The sequence below is a fragment of the Planotetraspora mira genome, assembly GCF_016863275.1.
Taxonomy (GTDB): Bacteria; Actinomycetota; Actinomycetes; order Streptosporangiales; family Streptosporangiaceae; genus Planotetraspora; species Planotetraspora mira.
The window spans coordinates 275,391-295,210 of sequence record NZ_BOOO01000013.1 but is presented as its reverse complement, the minus strand read 5'-3'; the positions used below and the strand labels follow the sequence as shown (position 1 = coordinate 295,210).

Here is a 19,820-nt window from a genome sequence, read left to right as displayed (position 1 = left end):
CTATGACCGAGTCCGGGCGGGAAGGTGGTCCTGCTGCACCCACAGTCACGCCGACGGGCCTGATCATGCTTCGTGGCCCGTGACGGCACCCCACATGGGCCGGATCAGCAGATGTCCGAGATCGCTACCACGGAAGGGATCATTCGGGCTATTCTCGCCGAATCCGTTCACCGTGGAACGGATCACACCGGTCCTGAAGTACGCCATCGTTCGGGGAAGCACCGATGAGGTTCCGAGTACTTGGCGATGTGACACTGATCGTCGACGGGAGTCCCACTCATCTGTCATCCCGGAGGCAGGAACAACTGCTGGCGCTGCTCGTCTGCGCTCGGGGACAGGTGGTCTCCGCCGAGACGTTGATCGACGCGATGTGGGGCGAGCGACTCGGACCGCGCGCAGGCAAGAACCTTCAGGTGCTCGTGCACCGTCTCCGCAGAACTCTGGACGACCCCGGGCGGATCCGGCACGACCGTTCGGGCTACGCCCTGTCCGCCACGCCCGAAGAGGTGGACGCCTGGCAGTTCGCCGATCTCGCCGTACGGGCCAGGAACGCACTGGACGCCGCGGACCTGGAGACGGCGGTGGCGCTCCAGCGAGAGGCACTCGCGTTGTGGCACGGCCGCGCCTTCGCGGGTCTGGACGACGTGGCCGCCCTCGCCGAGGCCGCGGAGCGGCTCGAACAAGATCGTAAGCGGGTGCTGGCCGAGCGCATCGACACCGACATGGCCCTGGGCGGGCACGCCGAGATCATCCCCGAGCTGATCTCCCTGGTCACGGCGGATCCGCTTGCGGAGTCGATGGGGGCGCGCCTGATGCTGGCGATGCACCGGGCGGGGCGCCGTACCGAGGCCCTGGACGCCTACCGGCGCATCCGCACCGCTCTGGCGGAAGAACTGGGTCTCGAGCCGGGGCCGCAACTGCGCTCGCTGGAACAGGCCATCCTGCGCGGAGACCCCCACGCCGGGCTGGACTCGGGAACCCGCGCCCGACCGGCGCAGGACAAGGACCAGGCCGCCCCGCCGTGCATGCTCCCGCCACGAGTGGGCGATCTCACCGGGCGCGACGGCGAGATCGGCAGGATCGTCGACGTCCTGCGGAGCAGGCCTCCCGGAGCGCCGGTGATCTGCGCCGTGTCCGGCATGCCCGGGGTGGGCAAGACCGCGCTGGCCGTGCAGGCGGCGCACGACGTGCGGGACGACTTCCCCGACGGCCAGCTGTATGTGAATCTGCGCGGTGCGGGATCGGAGCCGGTCGACGCCTCGCAGGCGCTCGGCCGGTTCCTGCGAGCGCTGGGGACGCCGGGCACCGCGGTCCCCGACGGTCTCGACGAGCGCGCCGAGGCGTTCCGCGCCCGGCTCTCCGGCAGGCGCGTCCTGGTGCTGCTGGACGACGCCGCGGACGAGGCGCAGGTCGAACCGCTGATTCCGCCGGGAGACGGCTGCGCGGTGCTGATCACGAGTCGGGCCGCGCTCACCGCTCTGCCCGGCGCCCGCCGGCTCGTCCTCCTCGTCCTGGACGCCGGCGCCTCCGTCGAACTGCTGGATGCGATCACCGGCCGGGCCGAGCTGACCACCGACGCCACGACCGCGGCGCGGCTGGCCGAGCTGTGCGGGTGGCTCCCCCTCGCTCTCCGGATCGCCGGCGCCCGCCTGGCCGCGCGGCCGCACTGGACCGTCGAGCGGCTCATCTCCCGGCTTGAGGCGGAACGCGACCGGCTCGACGAGCTCACGCACGGAACCCTGTCGGTGCGGGCCAGCCTCGCCCTCGGCTACTCGGGACTCGCCGAGCGCAGCCGGGTCCTCTTCCGCCGTCTGGGGCTGCTGGAGATCCCGGACTTCGCCGGATGGGTCGCGGCGGCGCTTCTCGACGAGGAGCCCCGTGACGCCGAGGACGTGCTCGAGGGTCTGGTGGAGGCGCGGCTCGTCGAGTACGCGGGCATGGACGACCTCGGCGAGGCCCGCTACAGGGTCCACGACCTCGTACGGCTGCACGCCAGAGAGCGCGGGGAGGCCGACGAGCCGCCCGGAGCGACCGCGGCCGCCCTGACCCGGCTGACCGGGGCGTACCTCGCCCTCGCCGAGCAGGCGCACCGGCGGCAGTACGGCGGCGACTACACGGTCCTCCACGGGGAGGCTCTCCGCTGGGACTGCGGCGAGCCCACCACCGCGCGGCTCCTGGAGGACCCGGGAGGCTGGCTGCGCAGCGAACGGCTCGGCCTGGTGGCGGCCGTCGAGCAGGCGGCCGGGCTCGGCCTGAGCGAGACCTGCTGGGACCTGGCGATGACGGCGATCACCCTGTTCGAGGCACAGGGCCTGTTCGACGACTGGCGGCACACCTCGCAGGTCGCCCTCGACACGGCGCGCTGGGCCGGCGACGCCCGCGGTGAGGCGGCGATGCGCTACTCGCTCGGGACGCTCGAGCTGTTCCGGCAGCACTACACCGCCGCGCGTCCGCATCTCGACGCCGCGCTCACGCTCTTCGAGGCCGTGGACGATCATCATGGACAGGCTCTGACCCTGCGCAACGCCGCCCTGATCGAGCGGGTCGAGGGACGGGCCGGAACGGCCCTGCGTGGTTACCGCCAGGCGCTCCGGATGCTCCGCGAGGCCGGCGACCGGCATGCCGAGGCCCACGTGCTGGGGAGCATCGCCCAGATCCACATCGAGCAGAGCCGTCCCGAGGCCGCGGCCCGCCTGCTGGAGACGGCTCTGGCCGTCTACCGCGACCTCGGCAACACGCGGGGAGGTGCGCAGATCCTCAACCGCCTGGGCGCACTTCACCTCAGCCAGGGCGCGGCCGGCCAGGCGGAGGACGCCTTCCGGCAGGTTCTGGCCGCCTCCCAGGCCGTCGGGGACCGGATCGGCGAGGCGTACGGCCTGCTGGGGATCGGCGAGGCTCTGGTCCTGGCGCGCGACCTCGACGGCGCGGCCGAACGCCTGGAGCACGCCCTCGCCACGGCCACCGAGTTGGGCGAGCCGTTCCTCACGGCCCGTGCCCGGCTGGCGGGCGGCCGCCTCGCCGCCGCGCGAGGAGACCCCGATCTGGCCAGGACGCTGCTGGACACGGCCGCAGAGGCGTTCGCCGAGATCGGCCTGCCCGTCTGGCACGAACGCGCACGTGAGGAACTGCGCGCCGTCGAGGAGGCCAGGCCGTTCCTGCCGTCCTGACCCGGTCACCCGACCCCCACCGTCACGAGCCGTTGGCGGGACCGGGATCCATCCAGGTGCTGTCGCAGGTGAACACCTTCTCACCGCACGACGAGACCGCCGCGGCCGGCGAGACACCGCCGCCGAGAACGGCCGCGACGACGAGCGCGACGAACGCCGCCACCGTCTTCTTCTTCATCGGTGTTCTCCCCAGGGTCCTCGTCGAGCACGTCGTCGGCCGCTCTCCCGGCGGCGCCGCCACCGCCAGGAGAGCGGTGTATCACCGTGACATCACCAGCGCCCCCGTAACTGGTCATCCCGCCGGCGACTTTCAGCGCGGGTCCGGCCATGGGCCCCCGTGGCCCCCATCGGACGGACGTCGCGCTGGTCGGGGCAAAGGTATCCGGCACCGGTTTCACGAGGGTTTCATCTCGGCCGTCGCCCGGTATCACGTGTGACGCGTGGTTGACCTCTCGCCGCGGCGTCGGCATGGTGGGCTGGTGACCAGCGATGAGGTGCGGGACGGAGTGTCGCTCACGAATCTCGACCAGCCGCTGTTCGACGGGGCCGGTGCGAGCAAGCGTGATCTGGTGGACTACCTGGACGCCGTGAGCGATCGAGCGGTGGCGGCCCTGCGCGACCGGCCGCTGTCGGTGATCCGGGTGCGTGCGGGCCAGGACCCCTTCATGCAGAAGAACGTCCCGAAGTACGCCCCGCCGTTCGTGCGGACGGTCACGGTCTGGGCCGAGAGTTCGAAGCGGGAGGTGTCCTACGCCCTCTGCGACGACCGCCCCACCTTGTTGTGGTTCGCCAACCAGCGGGCCGTCGAGTACCACCCGGCCCTGATGCGCGCCGGCGAACCGGGACACCAGACCCATCTCGTGCTCGACCTCGACCCGCCGGAAGGTGACGCGTTCGGCATGGCCGTACGCGCCGCCCACCTGGTGCGGCAGGCGTTGTCGGACGCGGGGTTGGCGGGCGCGGTCAAGACCAGCGGCGCCAAGGGCGTGCACGTGTTCGTCCCCCTCGCAGCGGCGGACATATGGGACGTGGCCGCGGCCACTCGCGCGGTCGCCGCGCGCGCCGAACGCCTCGACCCGGCCCTCGCGACGACCGCGTTCATCCGGGAGGACCGGGGAGGCAAGGTGTTCCTCGACTCGACCCGCGCGGGCGGGGCCACGGTCGTGGCGGCCTACAGCCCGCGCGTGCGGCCGGGCGTGCCGGTGTCCTTCCCCGTCGCCTGGGACGACCTCGATCGCGTCTCCCCGTCGGACTTCACCGTGCACACCGCAGCCGGGCTGCTCGGCGACGGCGACCCGTGGACCGAGCTCATGCCCGAGCCGCAGGAGTTGCCGTCCGATCTGGTGGAGGAGGGCCACACGATCCCGATCGCCCGCGTCCAGGCCATGCACGAGGGCAAACGCCGCGCCCGCGCCCGCCGTACCTGAGCGAATGCCACTTCACGTATGAGCGGCCCGGATCACACCGTGAACGCGATTGAATGAATCAATCTAGAGCTATTTGAGGTGTTCACAGTATGCTTCGAAAGCCGCGTCACCAATGTTCCTGACTTCGAATTCTGTAAGCCAGCGACTGTTCGAAGCAATTCGAGCCAGCTCTTTTCCCATGGCAATGAGCACGTCAGAGGGCTCTTCTGCATTCTCAGTCACATTGATCGCAATCTGAATCGCCCTTTCGGCATCCAGGTTCGCCAACTCGCCCAGGGCGGCAACTCGATCCGGGAGATCAGCCGAGGTATCGAGAATCTTCGCGCCCGCCAGGGCCATCTCGTCGCTCATCTCGCGATCCCGAATGGTCCATACGGCGGCCCCGCCGCTTGATCCGTCACCGGTTTCGGCAAATGCGCCGCGTGGCGCGTCTTGTCGTGGCCCCATCCGTTCCCCCTGAAAGCTCTCTCAGCGGACCGACGATCGTCGACCGATACTCCCCAGATTGCGGGAACTCTGCCACCTCGACCATGCACGTCAGCGGAATGTTCCCAGCCGACGACAACACCATCGGCGACGTCGACGCCTTCCCCACGACACCCCGCGTCGCCTTCAACGCCGTGTCCGCCAGCACGCGCATCGGGCCTTACATCCCATCTAGTGCAAACGAGTGCATAGCCGTTACAGTGCACTCCATGTCGACGCGACCGAGCCTTCTGTCCCGGGGTGTGGGGACGCCACCACCCGATTTCTCCGACGCGGAGATGGCCCGGAGGCGGGCCGCGACGGACGAGCTCGCCACGCGGCACGAACTCGACGCCGTGATCGCCTACGGCGCCAACAAGTTCGGGAACGCGGTTCCCTGGCTGACCGGGTGGCCGGTGACGCGCGAGGCGGTCGCGGTGCTGCGACCGGGCGCCCCACCCGCTCTCCTCGTGAGCTTCCCCAACCACGTGCCGAACGCGCGCCGCCTGGCGACAGGCTGCGAGGTCGCCCCGATCGTCGAGCGGACGCCGGACACGGTGCTGTCGACGCTCGGGACCGTGCGGCGAGTCGGCACGATCGGCCCGGTGCCGGTCAGCCTCCGCACCGCTCTCGACGGCGTGGCCGCCGTGGTGGAGCTCGACGGAGAGTACGGCAGGCTGCGCGCACGAAAGAGCGACGAGGAGATGGCCTGGCTGCGCCACGCCGCGGCGCTCACCGACCTGTCGGCCGCCGCGCTGGTGTCGGCGGCGGTCCCGGGCGCGACGGAGCTGGACCTGGTGGCGGCGGTCGAGTCGGCCTACGCCTCGATCGGCGGCGCGAACCACATCCACTACGTCGCGGCGACGTCGATGGAGTCGCCGGACCGGTGCGCGCCCGGTCAGTGGCCGACCTCCCGCCTGCTGGAGTCCGGCTCGGTCGTGGTCTTCGAACTGAGCACCACGTGGGGCCCCGACTATCCCGGCCAGTTGTTGCGGACCGTCACCGTCGACGCGGAACCGACGCCTCTCTACCGCGAACTGCACGATGTCGCCGACGCCGCGCTCGCGGCCATGTCGGGACTGCTCCGCCCGGGCGCTCTGCCGCTCGATCTGCGGAAGGCGGCAGACCTGGTGCTCGACGCGGGATTCACCACCGTCGACGACCTCGTGCACGGGCTCGGCGGCGGCTACCTGCCCCCGGTGCTCAGCCACCGGTCCGAGCCGTCCGGACGGGACCTTCTCCCGCTGGAAGAGGGGATGACCGTGGTCGTGCAGCCGAACGTCTGCACCACCGACCTGCGGGCCGGCGTGCAGACCGGGGAGATGTTCGAGATCACGGCCGACGGCGCGCGCTCACTCCACCACTTCCCCACCGGCCTGCTCCGCGCGGACACCTTCTAACCGAACGTCCCGCCTCAACTCACGATGGAAAGAATTGCCGGAATCCCGGCGGATTCATCTGTGCGCGGGCAGCATGGCCACATGTCGCCCTTCATTGATGACGACGCCGGCTACCTGAATTGGCTGGCTGAGCATCCCGACGATTTCGTCGTGAACACCCCGCGTACTCCCACCCCGAAATACCTGCGACTGCACCGTGCCACGTGTGTTTTCATCACAGGGACTCCCGCCCGGGGCGCACGATGGACCGGCGACTACGTCAAATACTGTGGCGAGCTCGGTGAATTGAAGTCGTGGGCCCGCGCCGAAGTGGGTGGAGAGCTGCAGTCCTGCGCCCATTGCATGTAGCAGGAGGCGGCGAGATAAGCGGCGGCGAGACGCTTGGGAACGTGGTCAAGCCGGGACTCTGCGATCAGTACCTGGAGTTCGGCACGGCGATCCGCTCCAGCCGGATGAGGATCCTCGTATATCCGTCGCAGTGCGGTAGTGAGGCAGATATCGCCGTCGCCCGCCAGCAGCGCCTCCTTGGCGCCGAGGTCGGGGACACGTATGCCATGCCTGAGGCGATGCCGGCCAGGAGTCCGCGGTCATTCCGCGAGCAGCCTGAGCAGGCGCTCGCGATCGGGGTCGGGGATCCGGGGAGCCTCCACCGGGCCCACCTGGTCCAGCCTGGCCTGAAGCTCCGGGCGCGCGAGGACGTCCGCGGGCGACGCCAGGCACGTCGCCGTCTCCAGGAGGGCGCGGAAGACGTCGGGGTCGGAGAAGGCGGCCGCCTCGAACCGGGCCATGGCGGTGTCCGGGGACCGCGGCTCCACACCTTGGCGTAGCGCGTCCATCTCGGCGATCCGCGCCTGGTCGGTGGAGACCTGGTCCCGGTAGTACGGCGTGAGCGACTGCTCGGTCGCCTCGTCCAGAGCCTCGGGGAACGTCGCCGGGTCGTCCACATGCTTGCGGACGGCGTCCCGTAGGAGTCGCGCGTTGACGAGCCCCAGGCTCAGCCCCCTGCCGGCCGTGGGGTCGGTGCAGGCCACCGCGTCACCGACAGCGGCGAACCCGGTGGTCACGGGGCGGCCGCCGACGACGAACCGGCGGCGTCGGTCGAGGATCCCCGCCATGGTCAGGACCTCGGTGATGGGCGTTCCCGCGACCCACTGGGCGTGCGCGGGACAGGCGCGCACGAGACGTGTGAAGGTGCCGGGGTCGCGCAGCGCCCTGAACGGCGCGTCCTTCCGCGAGGAGACGACCGTCACCGACCACGTGCCGTTGTCGCCGGGAATGGTCAGCAACGAGAACGTGCCCATCGGGGTGAACGGCGCGCCCCTGCGGATCGGCAGGTCAGGCCCGCTGAAGTAGCGGGTGTGGTAGACGAAGCCGCCTACCTCGCCCTCCGTCCACGGCCTGCGTGCGCCGATGCCCTCCAGCCAGTCCGAGGACGGCGTGCGCCGGCCCATGGCGTCCACCACGAGGTCGGCCCGTATCTCCTCCCCGTCCGCCGTCCGCACTCCGGCCACGTGGGGCGTGCCCTGCGACGGGCCGGCGCCCACGAGGAGGCCCGCGACCCGGACGCCGCGGCGCACGGTCACACCGGGCTCCTCCTGCGCGGCGGCGGAGAACGCGGCCTCGATGACCGGGCGTCGCCCGGCCATGTACCGGAAGCGGTCGTCGCCGGGACGCGGCGCCCGGTCGGTGATCCCCGGTGGCATGGGTGTCAGCGCGTCCATCCACACGCAGCCCGACTCCAGCAGGCGGCCGATCACCTCCGGCAGTTCGGCCTCCAGGACGCGCCAGAACCGCGGCAGCAGGTTGTGCGCCTGGCGGAACTGCGGCACGCCCCTTCTGTCCCAGGAGGTCCACACGCGGGCGGGGCCGGACGGCGGCCCGCCCGGGTCCGCCTCCAGCACGGTCACGCAGTGCCCGTCACGCGCCAGCATGAGTGCCGCCGCCGATCCCACCACGCTTCCGCCGCAAACGACGATCGACGCCACCGGCACGCTCCCTCCTCGGGCTACCACGGTGACACGGCGGGCCCTGCGGCCACGAACGGTTTTCTCGGTGGCCAGGGATCGGCGCGTACGGCGCGGGGGACGCGGTTCCGGGGGCACATTCCGCCTTATTCGTGACAGTTGGAGTTAACCAAAGAGTCATGCCGGACGGTCAGGCTACGGTGGTCCCTCTCCCGGATCGCCCTAGGAGCACTTGTGCCGCACCTCGATCGACGATCCTTCCTTGTCACCGGTCTGGCCGCGGGAGCGGTCACAGCCCTGCCGTCCGCCCCCGCCCTCGCCGCACCCGACCCGGCCGTGGAGACCGCGAAGAGTCTGGCCTCCCGTGGCCTGCTCACCGACCCGTTCACCCTCGGCGTCGCCTCGGGCGACCCCGACCATGCCGGCTTCGTCATCTGGACGCGCCTGGCCCCGGCCCCTCTCGCCGAGGACGGCATGGGCGGCATGCCCCCGTGGTCGTTTCCGGTGATGTGGCAGGTCTACTCCGACGAGCGCTGCCGTCACGTGGTGCGCACCGGCATCGCGGAGGCCACCCCGCAGTGGGGGCACAGCGTCCATGTGGAGGTGAACGGCCTCTCGCCCGACCGCGACTACTGGTACCGCTTCAGGACCGGCCCCTATCTGTCCCCCACCGGCCGGGCCAGGACCGCGCCGCGCCCGTCGTCGTTCGGCGGTCCGCTCACCATGGCGTTCGTCTCGTGCGCCCAGTACGAGCACGGTTACTTCACGTCGTACCGGCGGCTGGCCGAGGACTGCCCCGACCTCGTCCTGCACCTGGGCGACTACCAGTACGAGTACACCAGGGACACCTACACCATCCCCGGCGGCAACGTCCGCGACCACGAGGGCCCCGAGACCGAGACCCTCGCCGGGTACCGGCAGCGGCACGCCCAGTACAAGGCCGACCCGGACCTGCAGGCCGCCCACGCCGCCGCGCCGTGGCTCGTGGTCTGGGACGACCACGAACTCGACAACAACTGGGCCGACGAGGTCCCGGAGAACCCCTCGATTCCGCAGCCGAACTTCCTGGCCCGCCGCGAGGCCGCGTTCCGCGCCTACTACGAGAACATGCCGCTGCGCCGCGCCTCCATTCCGCACGGCATCGACATGCAGCTCTACCGGCGGATCCGCTGGGGGCGCCTGGCCACCTTCCACATGCTCGACACCCGGCAGTTCCGCAGCGACCAGGGCTGCGGCGACGGCTACGACGACTGCCCGGAGGCCTCCGACCCGGCCCGCTCCATCACGGGCGCCGAGCAGGAGGCGTGGCTGCTGGACGGCTTCCGCAGGTCCGAGGCCCGGTGGGACGTCATCGGGCAGCAGGTCTTCTTCGCACAGCGCGACAACAACGCGGGTCCCGCCAAGGTGACCAGTCAGGACGCCTGGGACGGGTACGTCGCCTCCCGGCAGCGCATCACCCAGGGGTGGGTGGACGCCAAGGTCCGCAACGCCGTCGTGCTCACCGGGGACGTGCACGCCCACTGGGCCAGCGACCTCAAGCTCGACTACGACGACCCGACGGGCCGGTCGGTGGGTTCCGAACTGGTCGCCACCTCGATCAGCACCGGCGGCGACGGCGCGGACTCCGATCCGGCCACGCACCCCTACCTGGCGATCAACCCGCATCTGAAGTTCTACAACAACCAGCGCGGCTATGTGCTGACGAGGATCGAGCGCGACGCCATGACCGCCGACTTCAAGGTGCTGCCGCACGTGCAGACACCGGGCTCCGAGGCGTACACCAGGGCCACGTTCGTCGTGGAGGACCGGGTGCCGGGCGTCCAGCAGACCTACCTGCGCCCGCTCGACCCCGCGCTGAGGGCGACGACCGAGATCACCGCCGACCTGACCGCGCGACTGGAGACCGAGCGCCCCTGACACGCTGATGGAAGCGCCCTACCTGGCCGACCAGTCGCGGAACGCGTTGAGCAGGGTTTCGCGTGCCTGGTCGGTCAGGCCGTGGGCGGGCAGGTGACCGAGTTCGGCGACGGTGACGCGGATCTGCCGGAGGTAGACGTCGCAGCCGCCGCACTCGGCGATGTGCCCGGTGAAGCGTCGTTCCGTCCCCGCCTCGAGATCCTCGTCGAGGTAGGCGGTGACCAGGCGGACGAACTCGTCGCAGTTCATCGTGGTCATCGCGTCGGCTCCTTGCCGGACTGGGCCGTCAGGTAACGGTCCAGCGTGCCGCGCAGCGACGCCCTGGCACGGTGCAGCAGCACCCGCTGGTTCGCCGCGGTGATCTCAAGAAGCGCGCAGACCTCGTCGCTGCTGTACCCCTGCATGTCACGCAGTGTTATCACGACCCGCTGCCGCGCGGGCAGTGAGCCGAGCGCACGCTCGATGTGCTGATGGACCTCGAGGGCGAGGATCTCCCCCTCGGGGGACGGCCACGCGACCGGCGTCCGCGGCGGCGCGAGGGGATCGTCGGCGCCGCGCGAGCCGCCCCGGGGACCGCCGGGATCGACGGCGGGGTCGAAATCCTCCTTGGCCGTGGTGAGGCTCGTCATGGGCACCGTGCGGGCGTCGTTGACACCCCGGGTCTTGGCCCTGTTGATGACGATGCGGTAGACCCAGGTGCGCAGGGCGGACCGGGCCTCGAACTTGTCGATGCCGCGCAGCACGCCCACCCACGCGTCCTGGACGACGTCCTCCGCCGTGTGCTCGTCCGCGACGTACGCGCGGGCGACCTGCAACATCCCCGGCGACCAGGCCGTGAGGAGCGCCGCGAACATGTCCTCGTCGCCGCAGCGCAGGGCCTCCACGACGACGTCGTCTGCCGGCAGGGCGGGGCCAGGTGACTGCAAGTCGGCCTCGGGCATGTCCCGCACTCTAACCGGCCCTCCTGACATTTCGGCGAGAGGCGGATGGCCGCGGAGGCCGAGCGGAGGCCGATCTGAACAACCGACATCCGGCGACGAAATAGTCGACGACGTCCGTAACGCTTGGCCGTCCTCCTGAGACCAAGGGGGCGTGCATCGGGGATCAGGGGAACAGGCGCCGCCGCGCGCGGCGAGGTGGAGCGCCGACGACGCCATCGAATACATCGCGACGACCTGTCTGACGACCGGCCCGCCCGGAACGGTCGGGGTCGAGCTGGAATGGTTCGTCCACGACGAGCGTGATCCGTACGCGCAGGTCGACCCGGCCCGTGTCACGGCGGCGCTGCCGGACGGGCGTGAACTGGCCGGCAGCATCTCACGCGAACCCGGCGGCCAGGTCGAGCTCAGCTCCGCCGCGGCGCCCTCACTGGGCGACGCCGTGGCGACCGCGGCGGCCGACATGGCGAGGATGCGCGCCGGTATGGACGCCGCCGGGCTGCGCCTGTCCGGAGGCGGCGCCGATCCGTACCGCCCGCCGGTGCGGGTGCGGGACGCCCCGCGGTACGTGGCGATGGAGAGCTACTTCGACCGCGCGGGCCCGCACGGCAGGACCATGATGTGCGGCACGGCGTCCGTCCAGGTGTGCCTCGACGCGGGGCTCCCCGGAGGCGGCCCCGCGGGGATGGAACACCGGTGGCGGGTGGCGCACGCCATCGGGCCCGTCCTGGTCGGGGCCTTCGCGAACTCGCCCTGTCACGCCGGCAGGCCGACCGGCTGGAAGTCGACGCGGCAGGCCGTGTGGGCCCAGCTCGACCCTCGCAGGACGTCGCCCCCGGCCGGTTCCGACCCGGCGCAGGCGTGGGCGAGGTACGCACTGGACGCGCCCGTGATGTGCGTCCGCGGCCCGGCTCCGTGGCAGGTGCCGCTGGGCCTGACGCTGCGGGACTGGCTCGCGGGCGCGGGACCCCGTCCGGTCACCCGCGAGGACGTCGACTACCACCTCACCACCCTGTTCCCGCCGGTACGGCCACACGGTTGGCTCGAGCTGCGGATGATCGACGCCCAGCACGGCGACGACGGCTGGCTCGTCCCGCTGGCCGTGACCACCGCGCTCGTCGAGGACCCCGTGGCCGCCGACCGGGCCCTGGCCGCGACGGAGAGCTGGGACCCCTTCGAGCCCGGGCCCTGGCGGCAGGCCGCCGCACAGGGACTGGCCGACCGCGAGTTGGCCGGCGCCGCGTCCGCCTGTTTCACCGCCGCCCTGGACGCGCTGGACCGGATGGACGCTCCCGGCGCCGTCCGCACGGCGGTCGAGCGCTTCACCGACACCTACGTCAGCCGCGGCCGTTGCCCGGCCGACGACACCCCCCGCTCCGAGATCCGCGACCCGATCCGAACGGAGGCCGGTACATGACCGGCGAAGACATCCGCAGCCGCGCCTACGACCTGCTGACCGCCGCCCGCGAGCGCAGCCTGGCGCTCACCGGCTGCGTCGACGAGGACGACCTGATCAAGCAGCACTCCGCGCTGATGTCCCCCCTCGTCTGGGACCTGGCGCACGTGGGCAGCCAGGAGGAGTTGTGGCTGCTGCGCGCGGTGGGCGGCCAGGAGCCCATGCGCCCCGAGATCGACTCTCTGTACGACGCGTTCGAGCATCCACGGGCCGAGCGGCCCAGGCTGCCCCTGCTCTCACCCGAGGAGGCGCGCCGGTACATCGCGACGGTCAGACAGCGGGTGGTCGGGCTGCTGGAGCGGTCGCCCGTCGAGGGAAGCCCGCTGGTCGAGAACGGCTTCGCCTTCGGGATGATCGTGCAGCACGAGCAGCAGCACGACGAGACCATGCTGGCCACCCACCAGTTACGCGACGGGACCCCGGTGTTGTCGGCCCCTCCGCCTGAGGCGAGCTCGGGACGGTGGCCGGAGGAGGTGCTCGTCCCCGCGGGGCCGTTCACCATGGGAACGTCGGCCGAGCCCTGGGCGCTGGACAACGAGCGGCCCGCGCACCAGGTGGACCTGCCCGCCTACTGGATCGACACCGTGCCGGTGAGCAACGCCGACTATCTGGCGTTCATCCAGGCCGGCGGGTACGACCGGCCGGAGCTCTGGTCGGCCCGGGGGTGGGCCCACCGTCAGGACGCCGGGCTGACCGGTCCCAAGTTCTGGTGGCGTGAAGACGGCATGTGGCTCCGGCGCCGGTTCGGGCACGTCGAGCCGGTCCCGCCGGACGAGCCCGTCCTGCACGTGTGCTGGTACGAGGCCGAGGCGTACGCCTCGTGGGCCGGCAGGCGGCTGCCCACCGAGGCCGAATGGGAGAAGGCCGCCAGGCACGACCCCGCGACCGGCCGCTCCCGGCGCTATCCGTGGGGTGACGAGGAGCCGGGCGTCGCGCACGCCAACCTCGGGCAGCGCCACCTGCAGGCCGCCCCGGTGGGCGCCTACCCCGCCGGCGCCTCCGCCTACGGCGTGCGCCAGCTGATCGGGGACGTCTGGGAGTGGACCTCCAGCGACTTCCGCGGATATCCCGGCTTCGCCGCGTTCCCCTACCGGGAGTACTCGGAGGTGTTCTTCGGCGACGAGTACAAGGTGCTGCGCGGCGGTTCGTTCGCCACCGACCCTGTCGCCTGCCGGGGCACGTTCCGCAACTGGGACTACCCGATCCGTCGGCAGATCTTCTCGGGATTCCGCACAGCGCGTGACGCGGCGCCCGGCGAGGGCGCCTGATGTGCCGTCATGTGGCCTACCTGGGCGAACCCGTCTCCCTGCGCGAGGTGTTGATCGACCCGCCGTTCGGGCTGCACCGTCAGGCCTGGGCCCCGCGGCGGCAGCGGTACGGCACGGTCAACGTCGACGGGTTCGGCGCCGGCTGGTACGCCGAGGGCGACCCGGTGCCCGCCCGGTACCGTCAGGCGGTCCCGATGTGGGCGGACGAGTCCTTCGCCGACGTGGCGCGGGTGACCCGCACCCGGGCGCTGCTCGCCGCCGTCCGTTCGGCGACGGAGGGCACCGCCCCCGGCGCCTCCGCCGCCTGTCCCTTCCGGGACGGGCGTCACCTGTTCAGCCACAACGGGATCGTGACGGGCTGGCCGGGCTCGGCGGCCGGGCTGGCCGGGCTGCTGCCCGCCGCGATGCTCCTCGACCTGCCGGCCCGCACGGACTCCGCGCTCGTGTGGGCGCTGGTCAGACACAGGCTGGCCGGAGGGGCGACCATGGCGGCCGCCCTCGCCCGTACGGTCCGTGAGGTGGCCTCGCACGCGGGCGGCCGGCTGAACCTGCTCATCACCGACGGAGAGTCGATCGCCGCGACGGCCTACGGCGACACCCTCACCTACCGAGTGGACAACCGCGGGGTCGTGGTGGCCTCCGAGCCGTCCGACGACACCGCGGGATGGGTCGACGTCCCGGACCGAAGCCTGCTCGTCGCCCGCCGCGGCGAGGTGTCGGTGACCCCCATCGAAACCGCGGCCACGGAGGAACCATGACCACGCTGACCATCGAGAACCACCTGTCCGCCGGCTACCTCGACGCCGCGCTGCGCGCCGACGCGCTCGGCGGCCTGACCTCCGAGCCCAAACGGCTGCGGCCCGCGTGGTTCTACGACGCCCGGGGCAGCGAGTTGTTCGAGGAGATCACCCGGCTGCCCGAGTACTACCCGACGCGGGCGGAACGGGAGATCCTCGTGGCCCACGCCGGCGACATCGCCTTGGCCGCCGGCGCGCAGACGCTCGTCGAGCTCGGATCGGGGTCCTCGGAGAAGACCAGGCTGTTGCTCGGGGCGATGCGTTCGGCGGGCACACTGAGCCGGTACGTGCCGGTGGATGTGAGCGAGAGCGCGCTGATGAGCGCCGCGCACGCGCTACGGGCGGACTACCCCGAGCTCGCCGTGCACGCGGTCATCGCCGATTTCGGCGCCCACCTCAGTGAGCTTCCCCGGATGGGACGCCGGATGGTGGCGTTCCTCGGCAGCACGATCGGCAACCTCGTTCCCGACGAGCGGGCGGCGTTCCTGCTCGATCTGTACGGCACGCTGTCGCCGGGCGACGCCCTCCTGCTCGGCACCGACCTGGTCAAGGATCCGGCCGTCCTCGTGGCGGCCTACGACGACGCGGCCGGCGTCACGGCGGAGTTCAACGCCAACGTCCTCCGGGTGCTCAACCGGGAGCTGGGCGCCGACTTCGACCCGGCGGCCTTCGCCCATCACGCGTTGTGGGACGCCGGGAACGAGTGGATGGAGATGCGGCTTCGCTCCCTGCGCAGCCAGTCGGTACGGCTTCCCGCCGTGGACCTGGTCGCCCACTTCGCCGAAGGTGAGGAGATCCGTACCGAGATCTCGGCGAAGTTCCGTCCGGAGGGAGTGCGGGACGAGCTGGCCGCCAGCGGATTCGACCTGCGCCACTGGTGGACGGACCGGGCGGGCAGGTTCGGGCTGTCGCTCTCCTTCCGGCGCTGATCGGGGCGCCGAGGTCGGCCGTGAGGGGCGATGTGGGCTATATCACACAGGAAACATTCTGAATTGGTCCGGATTCGCCCCTCACCAGCCCAGGCGCGCCACCCCCACCCTTCCGACGCACTCTCGGCGTGTCACCTCCTCCTGCGAGCGGTGAGGCGCGGTGCCGCTTTCCAAGCGAAGGATCGGTCTATCTGTGATAAACCAGGCGCGGCACTGCCTGGCTCGCAGCCGCAGACTCCCCCGGCCTCTCCCGGCCTCTCCCGGCGACGGCATGGCGCGGTGAACGGGATCGATCCACCAAATGATCGGAGATTCATGAAGAGGCGCATGATCGTCGCGCTGAGCACGGTCGTACCTGTGGCGGCCGCGGCCGTGGCCTTCGTGGTGGTCGGCGGGCCGTCGTCGACCGCGGCGCCGGCTGCCCAGCCCCCCGCTCCGGGGCAGGTGAACACGCTCGCGCTGCGCGACGTGCCCTCCGGCCAATCGGGCGGATCAGGCAAGCAGGTGGTCAAGGGCCTGCCGGCCGCGACCACCAAGCCGTTCAGCCTGCTGGGCGTGAGCTGGGACAACGCCCGCGAGGCCATCGACGGCGCGGTGGAGGTGCGCACCCGCGGCACCGCCTCCGGGACCTGGTCGTCGTGGCGTCCGGTCGAGGCCGAGAGCGACGATCTGCCCGACGTGGGCAGCACGACCGATCGACAGACTCGCGGCGCCACCGCGCCCCTGTGGGTGGGGCCCTCCAACGGTGTGGAGGTCCGCGTGACGGGCAAGGGCGCCACCCTGCCCCGCGGACTCCGCGTCGAACTCGTCGACCCGGGGAACGGCAAGCGGAAGACCGGGGTCCGGGCCGCGGGCGGGCAGTTGGGCGACGTGACGCTCGCGGGAGCCGTCAGCACCACGGAACCCGACGCGCCGTCCGAGCCCGCGTCCGAGCCGAGCCCCTCGGCCGGGGACGTCGCGCCCGTGGAGCCGGCCACGACGCCGGTCTCGACCCCGACGCCCACGCCCCCCGCTTCGCCGTCGCCGAGCTCCACCCCGAAGACGACCCCGAGCGCCACCCCGAAGGCGACGGCGACCCCGAAGGCGACTCCGACGGAGGCTCCGACGGCGAAGGCGCTCGCGGCCGCCCCGGCGAGCACCGCGCCCCGCCCGACCATCAAGACCCGAGCGTCGTGGGGCGCCGACGAGAAGCTCGTCACCGATCCGCCCGAGTACGCGCCCACGGTCAAGGCGGTCTTCGTCCACCACACCGACGGCGTCAACACCTACAGCTGTTCCGAGTCCCCCTCGATCATCAGGGGGATCATGCTGTACCACGTCGAGACGAACGGGTGGAACGACATCGGCTACAACTTCCTGGTCGACAAGTGCGGCACGATCTTCGAGGGTCGCGCGGGCGGGGTCGACAGGCCCGTGATCGGCGCACACACGCTGGGCTTCAACACCTCCAGCACCGGAATCGCCCTGCTGGGCAGCTTCGACAAGGCGAGCGACCCCGCCCCGACGAAGGCCGCCCTCGATGCGATCGCCAAGGTCGCCGCGTGGAAGCTCGGCCTGGCCGGCGGTAACCCGACCGGCACGACCCCAATGACGATCACCGCCGACAACGGGAAGTACAAGCCGGGTACCTACACCTTCAACACGATCTCCGGTCACCGGGACGGCTACGCCACGGCGTGCCCAGGCACGAAGCTCTACGCGGCGCTCCCCGGCATCAGGACGACGGCCAAGACCTGGACGACCCCGGTCACGTCGATCGCCCTCAGCGGCATCACGGGCGCCACGAAGGTGGGATCGACCTACTACACCAAGGGGACGATCTCGCTCACCTGGGCCGCCAAGCAGGCCGCGCTGTCGAAGTATGAGGTCCTCGTGGACGGAAACATCGTCTCCACGCCCTACAACCTGGCGACCTCGGCCGGCGTCACCCTCGCGACCGGCTCCCACAAGGTGCAGTTGCGCGCCGTCAACATCAACGGGACGACAGCGACGTCGCCGACCTACACGGTGGTGACGGACAAGACGGCCCCGACTTTCAGCACGCAGGCGTCTCTCGGCATCAGCTCCGGCACGGTCGGCGCGACAGGCACGATCCCCGTCGGCCTGCGCTGGAAGGCCACGGACAACGTGTCGGTGCAGTCCATGAAGATCGCCTCGCCGTCCAAGGTCACGCTGGCGGCGACCGCGACCTCGTGGGCATCGACGTCGAAGAACCTGGCCTGGAACGTGTGGTCGGTGAGCGCGTCCGACGCGGCGGGGAACACGAAGACCTCGTCGGTGACCCAGTCCGCCGCCCTCCTCTACGAGTCCAACGCCAAGCGCGTCGGAACGTGGAAGACGACGACCTCCACGTCCTATCTCGGCGGCAGCATCCTCTACAGCACCGCGAAGACCGCCAGCGCCACCTACACCTTCACCGGCCGCTCGGTCGGCCTGATCGTCAAGCGCGCGACGAACACCGGCGCCTTCGACGTCTACGTGGACGGCGTCAAGACCGCCACGGTCGACACCAAGGCCTCCGGGACGAGCTACCGGAACATCATCTGGACGAAGTCCTGGACCACGAGCGCCAAGCACACCATCAAGATCGTGGTGGCGGGCACCGCCACGCGGCCCACCGTCGCCACGGACGGCATCGCCTACGTCAAGTAGGCCGGGCGAGCGGGGCGATCGCCCCGCTCGCCACATGGCTCAGGCCACACAGAGGCTCCGTACAGATGTCTGTACGGAGCCTCTGTCGTCTGTGCGGAGCCCTTTCGGCACGCCTGACCGTGCATGATCACGCTTGCGATTCGCGCACGTCAAAGGGTGCGCGCCCGAATCCGTGCATGATCACGCGTGGCTGAGGACCAGGTCGGACGCGTGTCGCCGAACTTGTGCATGATCACGCGGAGGGGGGGTGGGGGTGGGGCGGGGGGTGTCCGGGGTTTCACATGGACCAGAGTGATTTGGATCAGGAAATTTGTAGCTTTGGCCAAGGTTGGGCCAATATGCGTGCATAAACCTGTCTGGCATGACGTTCAGGCGGCCCCGCGACGCCCCCGGAGCCGCTCTGCGGCCTGTGCCCAAGCACCAGGGCGTCCTCCGTGCCGGAGTGGCGGTTCTGGCGGTCACGGCCCTGATCGGAGGCGTCTCGTGGTCCACCACCGCGCGCTCCGGAGCGGCACACGTGGCCTCCCCTTCTGCGACGATCAAGGCCGTCGTCCCCGTGCCGCCGCCGACGCCGACACCGACTCCCACGCCTAGTCCGACGCCGACCCCCACTCCCAAGCCGGTCTTCTCGAAGTCGGCCCGCAAGGACCTCACCCGCCGCGTCGGGTCGTACCTGAAAGGCCGGTCCGGCCAGCTCTCCGTACAGATCCAGGACCTGTCCACGGGCCTGTCCTACGGCTACAACGCCGACATGCGGCACGCCACCGCGAGCATCGTCAAGGTCGACATCCTTGTGACGCTCCTCCTGCGCGCCCAGCGGGAGAAGCGCGGGCTCAGCCGCGACGAGCGCGCCCTGGCCACCCGCATGATCACTGAAAGCGACAACAACGCCGCCGACGCGTTGTGGTACCGGGTCGGCGGCTCATACGGCGTTGCGGCCGCCAACAAGAAGCTCAAGCTGCGCCACACGACGGTGGGTCCGGCAGGCTACTGGGGCGCCACCCTGACCGACGTGGCCGACCAGATCCGCCTGCTGAAGTCCCTGACGTCCAAGAAGAGTCCGCTCACCGCCAAGAACCGCCGATACGCCCTGGGCCTGATGGGCGACGTCGTCTCGTCGCAGGACTGGGGGGTCAGCGCCGCCGCGGGCCGGAAGGACACGACGGCGCTCAAGAACGGCTGGCTGCCCCGCAAGATCGACGGGGACCTGTGGACCATCAACAGCATCGGCCGGGTCCAGGGCGACGACCATGACTACCTGATCGCCGTGCTGTCGAGCCGCACCCGCTCGATGGGAGACGGCATCGCCACCGTCGAGCACGTCGCCGAGATGGTCCGCAAGGCGCTCTCCAAGGCGATCTCCACGTCCACCACGTCCACCACGTCGTCCACGCCGAAGAACGCGTGACCGGCGCGGCGCACATGTCGTGCCGCCGCGCC

At 71.0% G+C, this 19,820-nt stretch carries 16 protein-coding genes; 11 read left to right on the top strand and 5 right to left on the bottom strand.

The features are described 5' to 3' along the window. Positions 1 to 224 precede the first annotated feature (224 nt). Positions 225 to 3,167 carry an AfsR/SARP family transcriptional regulator gene (locus tag Pmi06nite_RS12520; RefSeq protein WP_203953093.1) on the top strand — a complete coding sequence of 981 codons (2,943 nt, stop codon included), beginning with the start codon at positions 225 to 227 and terminating at the stop codon, positions 3,165 to 3,167. Positions 3,168 to 3,189: 22 nt separating this feature from the next. On the opposite strand, the gene Pmi06nite_RS12515 is transcribed toward Pmi06nite_RS12520, so the two are convergent. Beyond that, positions 3,190 to 3,345, bottom strand: a complete 156-nt coding sequence (locus Pmi06nite_RS12515; RefSeq protein ID WP_203953092.1) for a hypothetical protein — start codon at positions 3,343 to 3,345, stop codon at positions 3,190 to 3,192. Between the two features lie 301 nt (positions 3,346 to 3,646). Here Pmi06nite_RS12515 and Pmi06nite_RS12510 point away from each other — a divergent pair, with 301 nt between their 5' ends. Then, the gene (locus tag Pmi06nite_RS12510; protein WP_203953091.1) at positions 3,647 to 4,594 is read left to right on the top strand and encodes a DNA polymerase domain-containing protein; all 948 of its coding nucleotides are present in this window, start codon (positions 3,647 to 3,649) and stop codon (positions 4,592 to 4,594) included. A gap of 69 nt (positions 4,595 to 4,663) precedes the next feature. Here Pmi06nite_RS12510 and Pmi06nite_RS12505 read toward each other — a convergent pair whose 3' ends face one another. After that, the gene (locus Pmi06nite_RS12505) at positions 4,664 to 4,945 is read right to left on the bottom strand and encodes a hypothetical protein (RefSeq protein WP_203953090.1); all 282 of its coding nucleotides are present in this window, start codon (positions 4,943 to 4,945) and stop codon (positions 4,664 to 4,666) included. A 344-nt stretch (positions 4,946 to 5,289) separates the two neighbouring features. Here Pmi06nite_RS12505 and Pmi06nite_RS12500 point away from each other — a divergent pair, with 344 nt between their 5' ends. Both Pmi06nite_RS12500 and Pmi06nite_RS12495 read left to right on the top strand, forming a co-directional pair. After that, positions 5,290 to 6,459, top strand: coding sequence for a M24 family metallopeptidase (locus Pmi06nite_RS12500; protein WP_203953089.1), 1,170 nt, complete (start codon positions 5,290 to 5,292; stop codon positions 6,457 to 6,459). A gap of 81 nt (positions 6,460 to 6,540) precedes the next feature. Beyond that, positions 6,541 to 6,807 (top strand): hypothetical protein, encoded by a 267-nt coding sequence (locus Pmi06nite_RS12495; protein ID WP_203953088.1) that lies wholly within the window; start codon positions 6,541 to 6,543, stop codon positions 6,805 to 6,807. Between the two features lie 239 nt (positions 6,808 to 7,046). On the opposite strand, the gene Pmi06nite_RS12490 is transcribed toward Pmi06nite_RS12495, so the two are convergent. Continuing rightward, a complete protein-coding gene (locus Pmi06nite_RS12490; protein WP_203953087.1) occupies positions 7,047 to 8,450 on the bottom strand; it encodes an FAD-dependent oxidoreductase in 1,404 nt (467 codons plus the stop codon). A 207-nt stretch (positions 8,451 to 8,657) separates the two neighbouring features. Here Pmi06nite_RS12490 and Pmi06nite_RS12485 point away from each other — a divergent pair, with 207 nt between their 5' ends. Next, positions 8,658 to 10,340, top strand: coding sequence for an alkaline phosphatase D family protein (locus Pmi06nite_RS12485; RefSeq protein WP_203953086.1), 1,683 nt, complete (start codon positions 8,658 to 8,660; stop codon positions 10,338 to 10,340). A gap of 18 nt (positions 10,341 to 10,358) precedes the next feature. Here the strand turns inward: Pmi06nite_RS12485 and Pmi06nite_RS12480 are convergent, their stop codons facing one another. Both Pmi06nite_RS12480 and Pmi06nite_RS12475 read right to left on the bottom strand, forming a co-directional pair. Then, positions 10,359 to 10,598 carry an anti-sigma factor family protein gene (locus Pmi06nite_RS12480; RefSeq protein ID WP_203953085.1) on the bottom strand — a complete coding sequence of 80 codons (240 nt, stop codon included), beginning with the start codon at positions 10,596 to 10,598 and terminating at the stop codon, positions 10,359 to 10,361. Continuing rightward, positions 10,595 to 11,281 carry an RNA polymerase sigma factor gene (locus Pmi06nite_RS12475; RefSeq protein ID WP_203953084.1) on the bottom strand — a complete coding sequence of 229 codons (687 nt, stop codon included), beginning with the start codon at positions 11,279 to 11,281 and terminating at the stop codon, positions 10,595 to 10,597. Before Pmi06nite_RS12475 ends, Pmi06nite_RS12480 begins: the two co-directional genes overlap by 4 nt. Positions 11,282 to 11,432: 151 nt before the next feature. On the opposite strand from Pmi06nite_RS12475, the gene egtA reads away from it, so the two are divergent. The 6 genes from egtA (at position 11,433) to Pmi06nite_RS12445 (ending at position 19,788) form a co-directional block, all read left to right on the top strand. After that, complete coding sequence (egtA, locus tag Pmi06nite_RS12470; RefSeq protein WP_239113852.1) at positions 11,433 to 12,695, top strand: ergothioneine biosynthesis glutamate--cysteine ligase EgtA; 1,263 nt, start codon at positions 11,433 to 11,435, stop codon at positions 12,693 to 12,695. Then, positions 12,692 to 14,002: an ergothioneine biosynthesis protein EgtB gene (gene egtB / locus Pmi06nite_RS12465; RefSeq protein WP_203953083.1), complete on the top strand. Its 1,311-nt coding sequence runs from the start codon at positions 12,692 to 12,694 to the stop codon at positions 14,000 to 14,002. The genes egtA and egtB overlap by 4 nt, the downstream gene beginning before the upstream one ends. Further along, complete coding sequence (gene egtC, locus Pmi06nite_RS12460) at positions 14,002 to 14,760, top strand: ergothioneine biosynthesis protein EgtC (protein ID WP_203953082.1); 759 nt, start codon at positions 14,002 to 14,004, stop codon at positions 14,758 to 14,760. Before egtB ends, egtC begins: the two co-directional genes overlap by 1 nt. Beyond that, positions 14,757 to 15,728 carry an L-histidine N(alpha)-methyltransferase gene (gene egtD / locus Pmi06nite_RS12455; RefSeq protein WP_203953081.1) on the top strand — a complete coding sequence of 324 codons (972 nt, stop codon included), beginning with the start codon at positions 14,757 to 14,759 and terminating at the stop codon, positions 15,726 to 15,728. Before egtC ends, egtD begins: the two co-directional genes overlap by 4 nt. A 315-nt stretch (positions 15,729 to 16,043) precedes the next feature. Further along, positions 16,044 to 18,380 carry an N-acetylmuramoyl-L-alanine amidase gene (locus Pmi06nite_RS12450; RefSeq protein WP_203953080.1) on the top strand — a complete coding sequence of 779 codons (2,337 nt, stop codon included), beginning with the start codon at positions 16,044 to 16,046 and terminating at the stop codon, positions 18,378 to 18,380. 361 nt (positions 18,381 to 18,741) lie between these two features. Further along, positions 18,742 to 19,788 (top strand): serine hydrolase, encoded by a 1,047-nt coding sequence (locus Pmi06nite_RS12445; protein ID WP_203953079.1) that lies wholly within the window; start codon positions 18,742 to 18,744, stop codon positions 19,786 to 19,788. Positions 19,789 to 19,820 lie beyond the last annotated feature (32 nt).

Coding starts and splice junctions, on each gene's coding strand:
- egtB (WP_203953083.1), top strand. CDS start 12,692: ATGACCGGCGAAGACATCCGCAGCCGCGCCTACGACCTGCTGACCGCC.
- Pmi06nite_RS12515 (WP_203953092.1), bottom strand. CDS start 3,345: ATGAAGAAGAAGACGGTGGCGGCGTTCGTCGCGCTCGTCGTCGCGGCC.
- Pmi06nite_RS12445 (WP_203953079.1), top strand. CDS start 18,742: ATGACGTTCAGGCGGCCCCGCGACGCCCCCGGAGCCGCTCTGCGGCCT.
- Pmi06nite_RS12450 (WP_203953080.1), top strand. CDS start 16,044: ATGAAGAGGCGCATGATCGTCGCGCTGAGCACGGTCGTACCTGTGGCG.
- Pmi06nite_RS12480 (WP_203953085.1), bottom strand. CDS start 10,598: ATGACCACGATGAACTGCGACGAGTTCGTCCGCCTGGTCACCGCCTAC.
- Pmi06nite_RS12500 (WP_203953089.1), top strand. CDS start 5,290: ATGTCGACGCGACCGAGCCTTCTGTCCCGGGGTGTGGGGACGCCACCA.
- Pmi06nite_RS12475 (WP_203953084.1), bottom strand. CDS start 11,281: ATGCCCGAGGCCGACTTGCAGTCACCTGGCCCCGCCCTGCCGGCAGAC.
- Pmi06nite_RS12520 (WP_203953093.1), top strand. CDS start 225: ATGAGGTTCCGAGTACTTGGCGATGTGACACTGATCGTCGACGGGAGT.
- egtD (WP_203953081.1), top strand. CDS start 14,757: ATGACCACGCTGACCATCGAGAACCACCTGTCCGCCGGCTACCTCGAC.
- Pmi06nite_RS12505 (WP_203953090.1), bottom strand. CDS start 4,945: ATGAGCGACGAGATGGCCCTGGCGGGCGCGAAGATTCTCGATACCTCG.
- egtC (WP_203953082.1), top strand. CDS start 14,002: ATGTGCCGTCATGTGGCCTACCTGGGCGAACCCGTCTCCCTGCGCGAG.
- Pmi06nite_RS12495 (WP_203953088.1), top strand. CDS start 6,541: ATGTCGCCCTTCATTGATGACGACGCCGGCTACCTGAATTGGCTGGCT.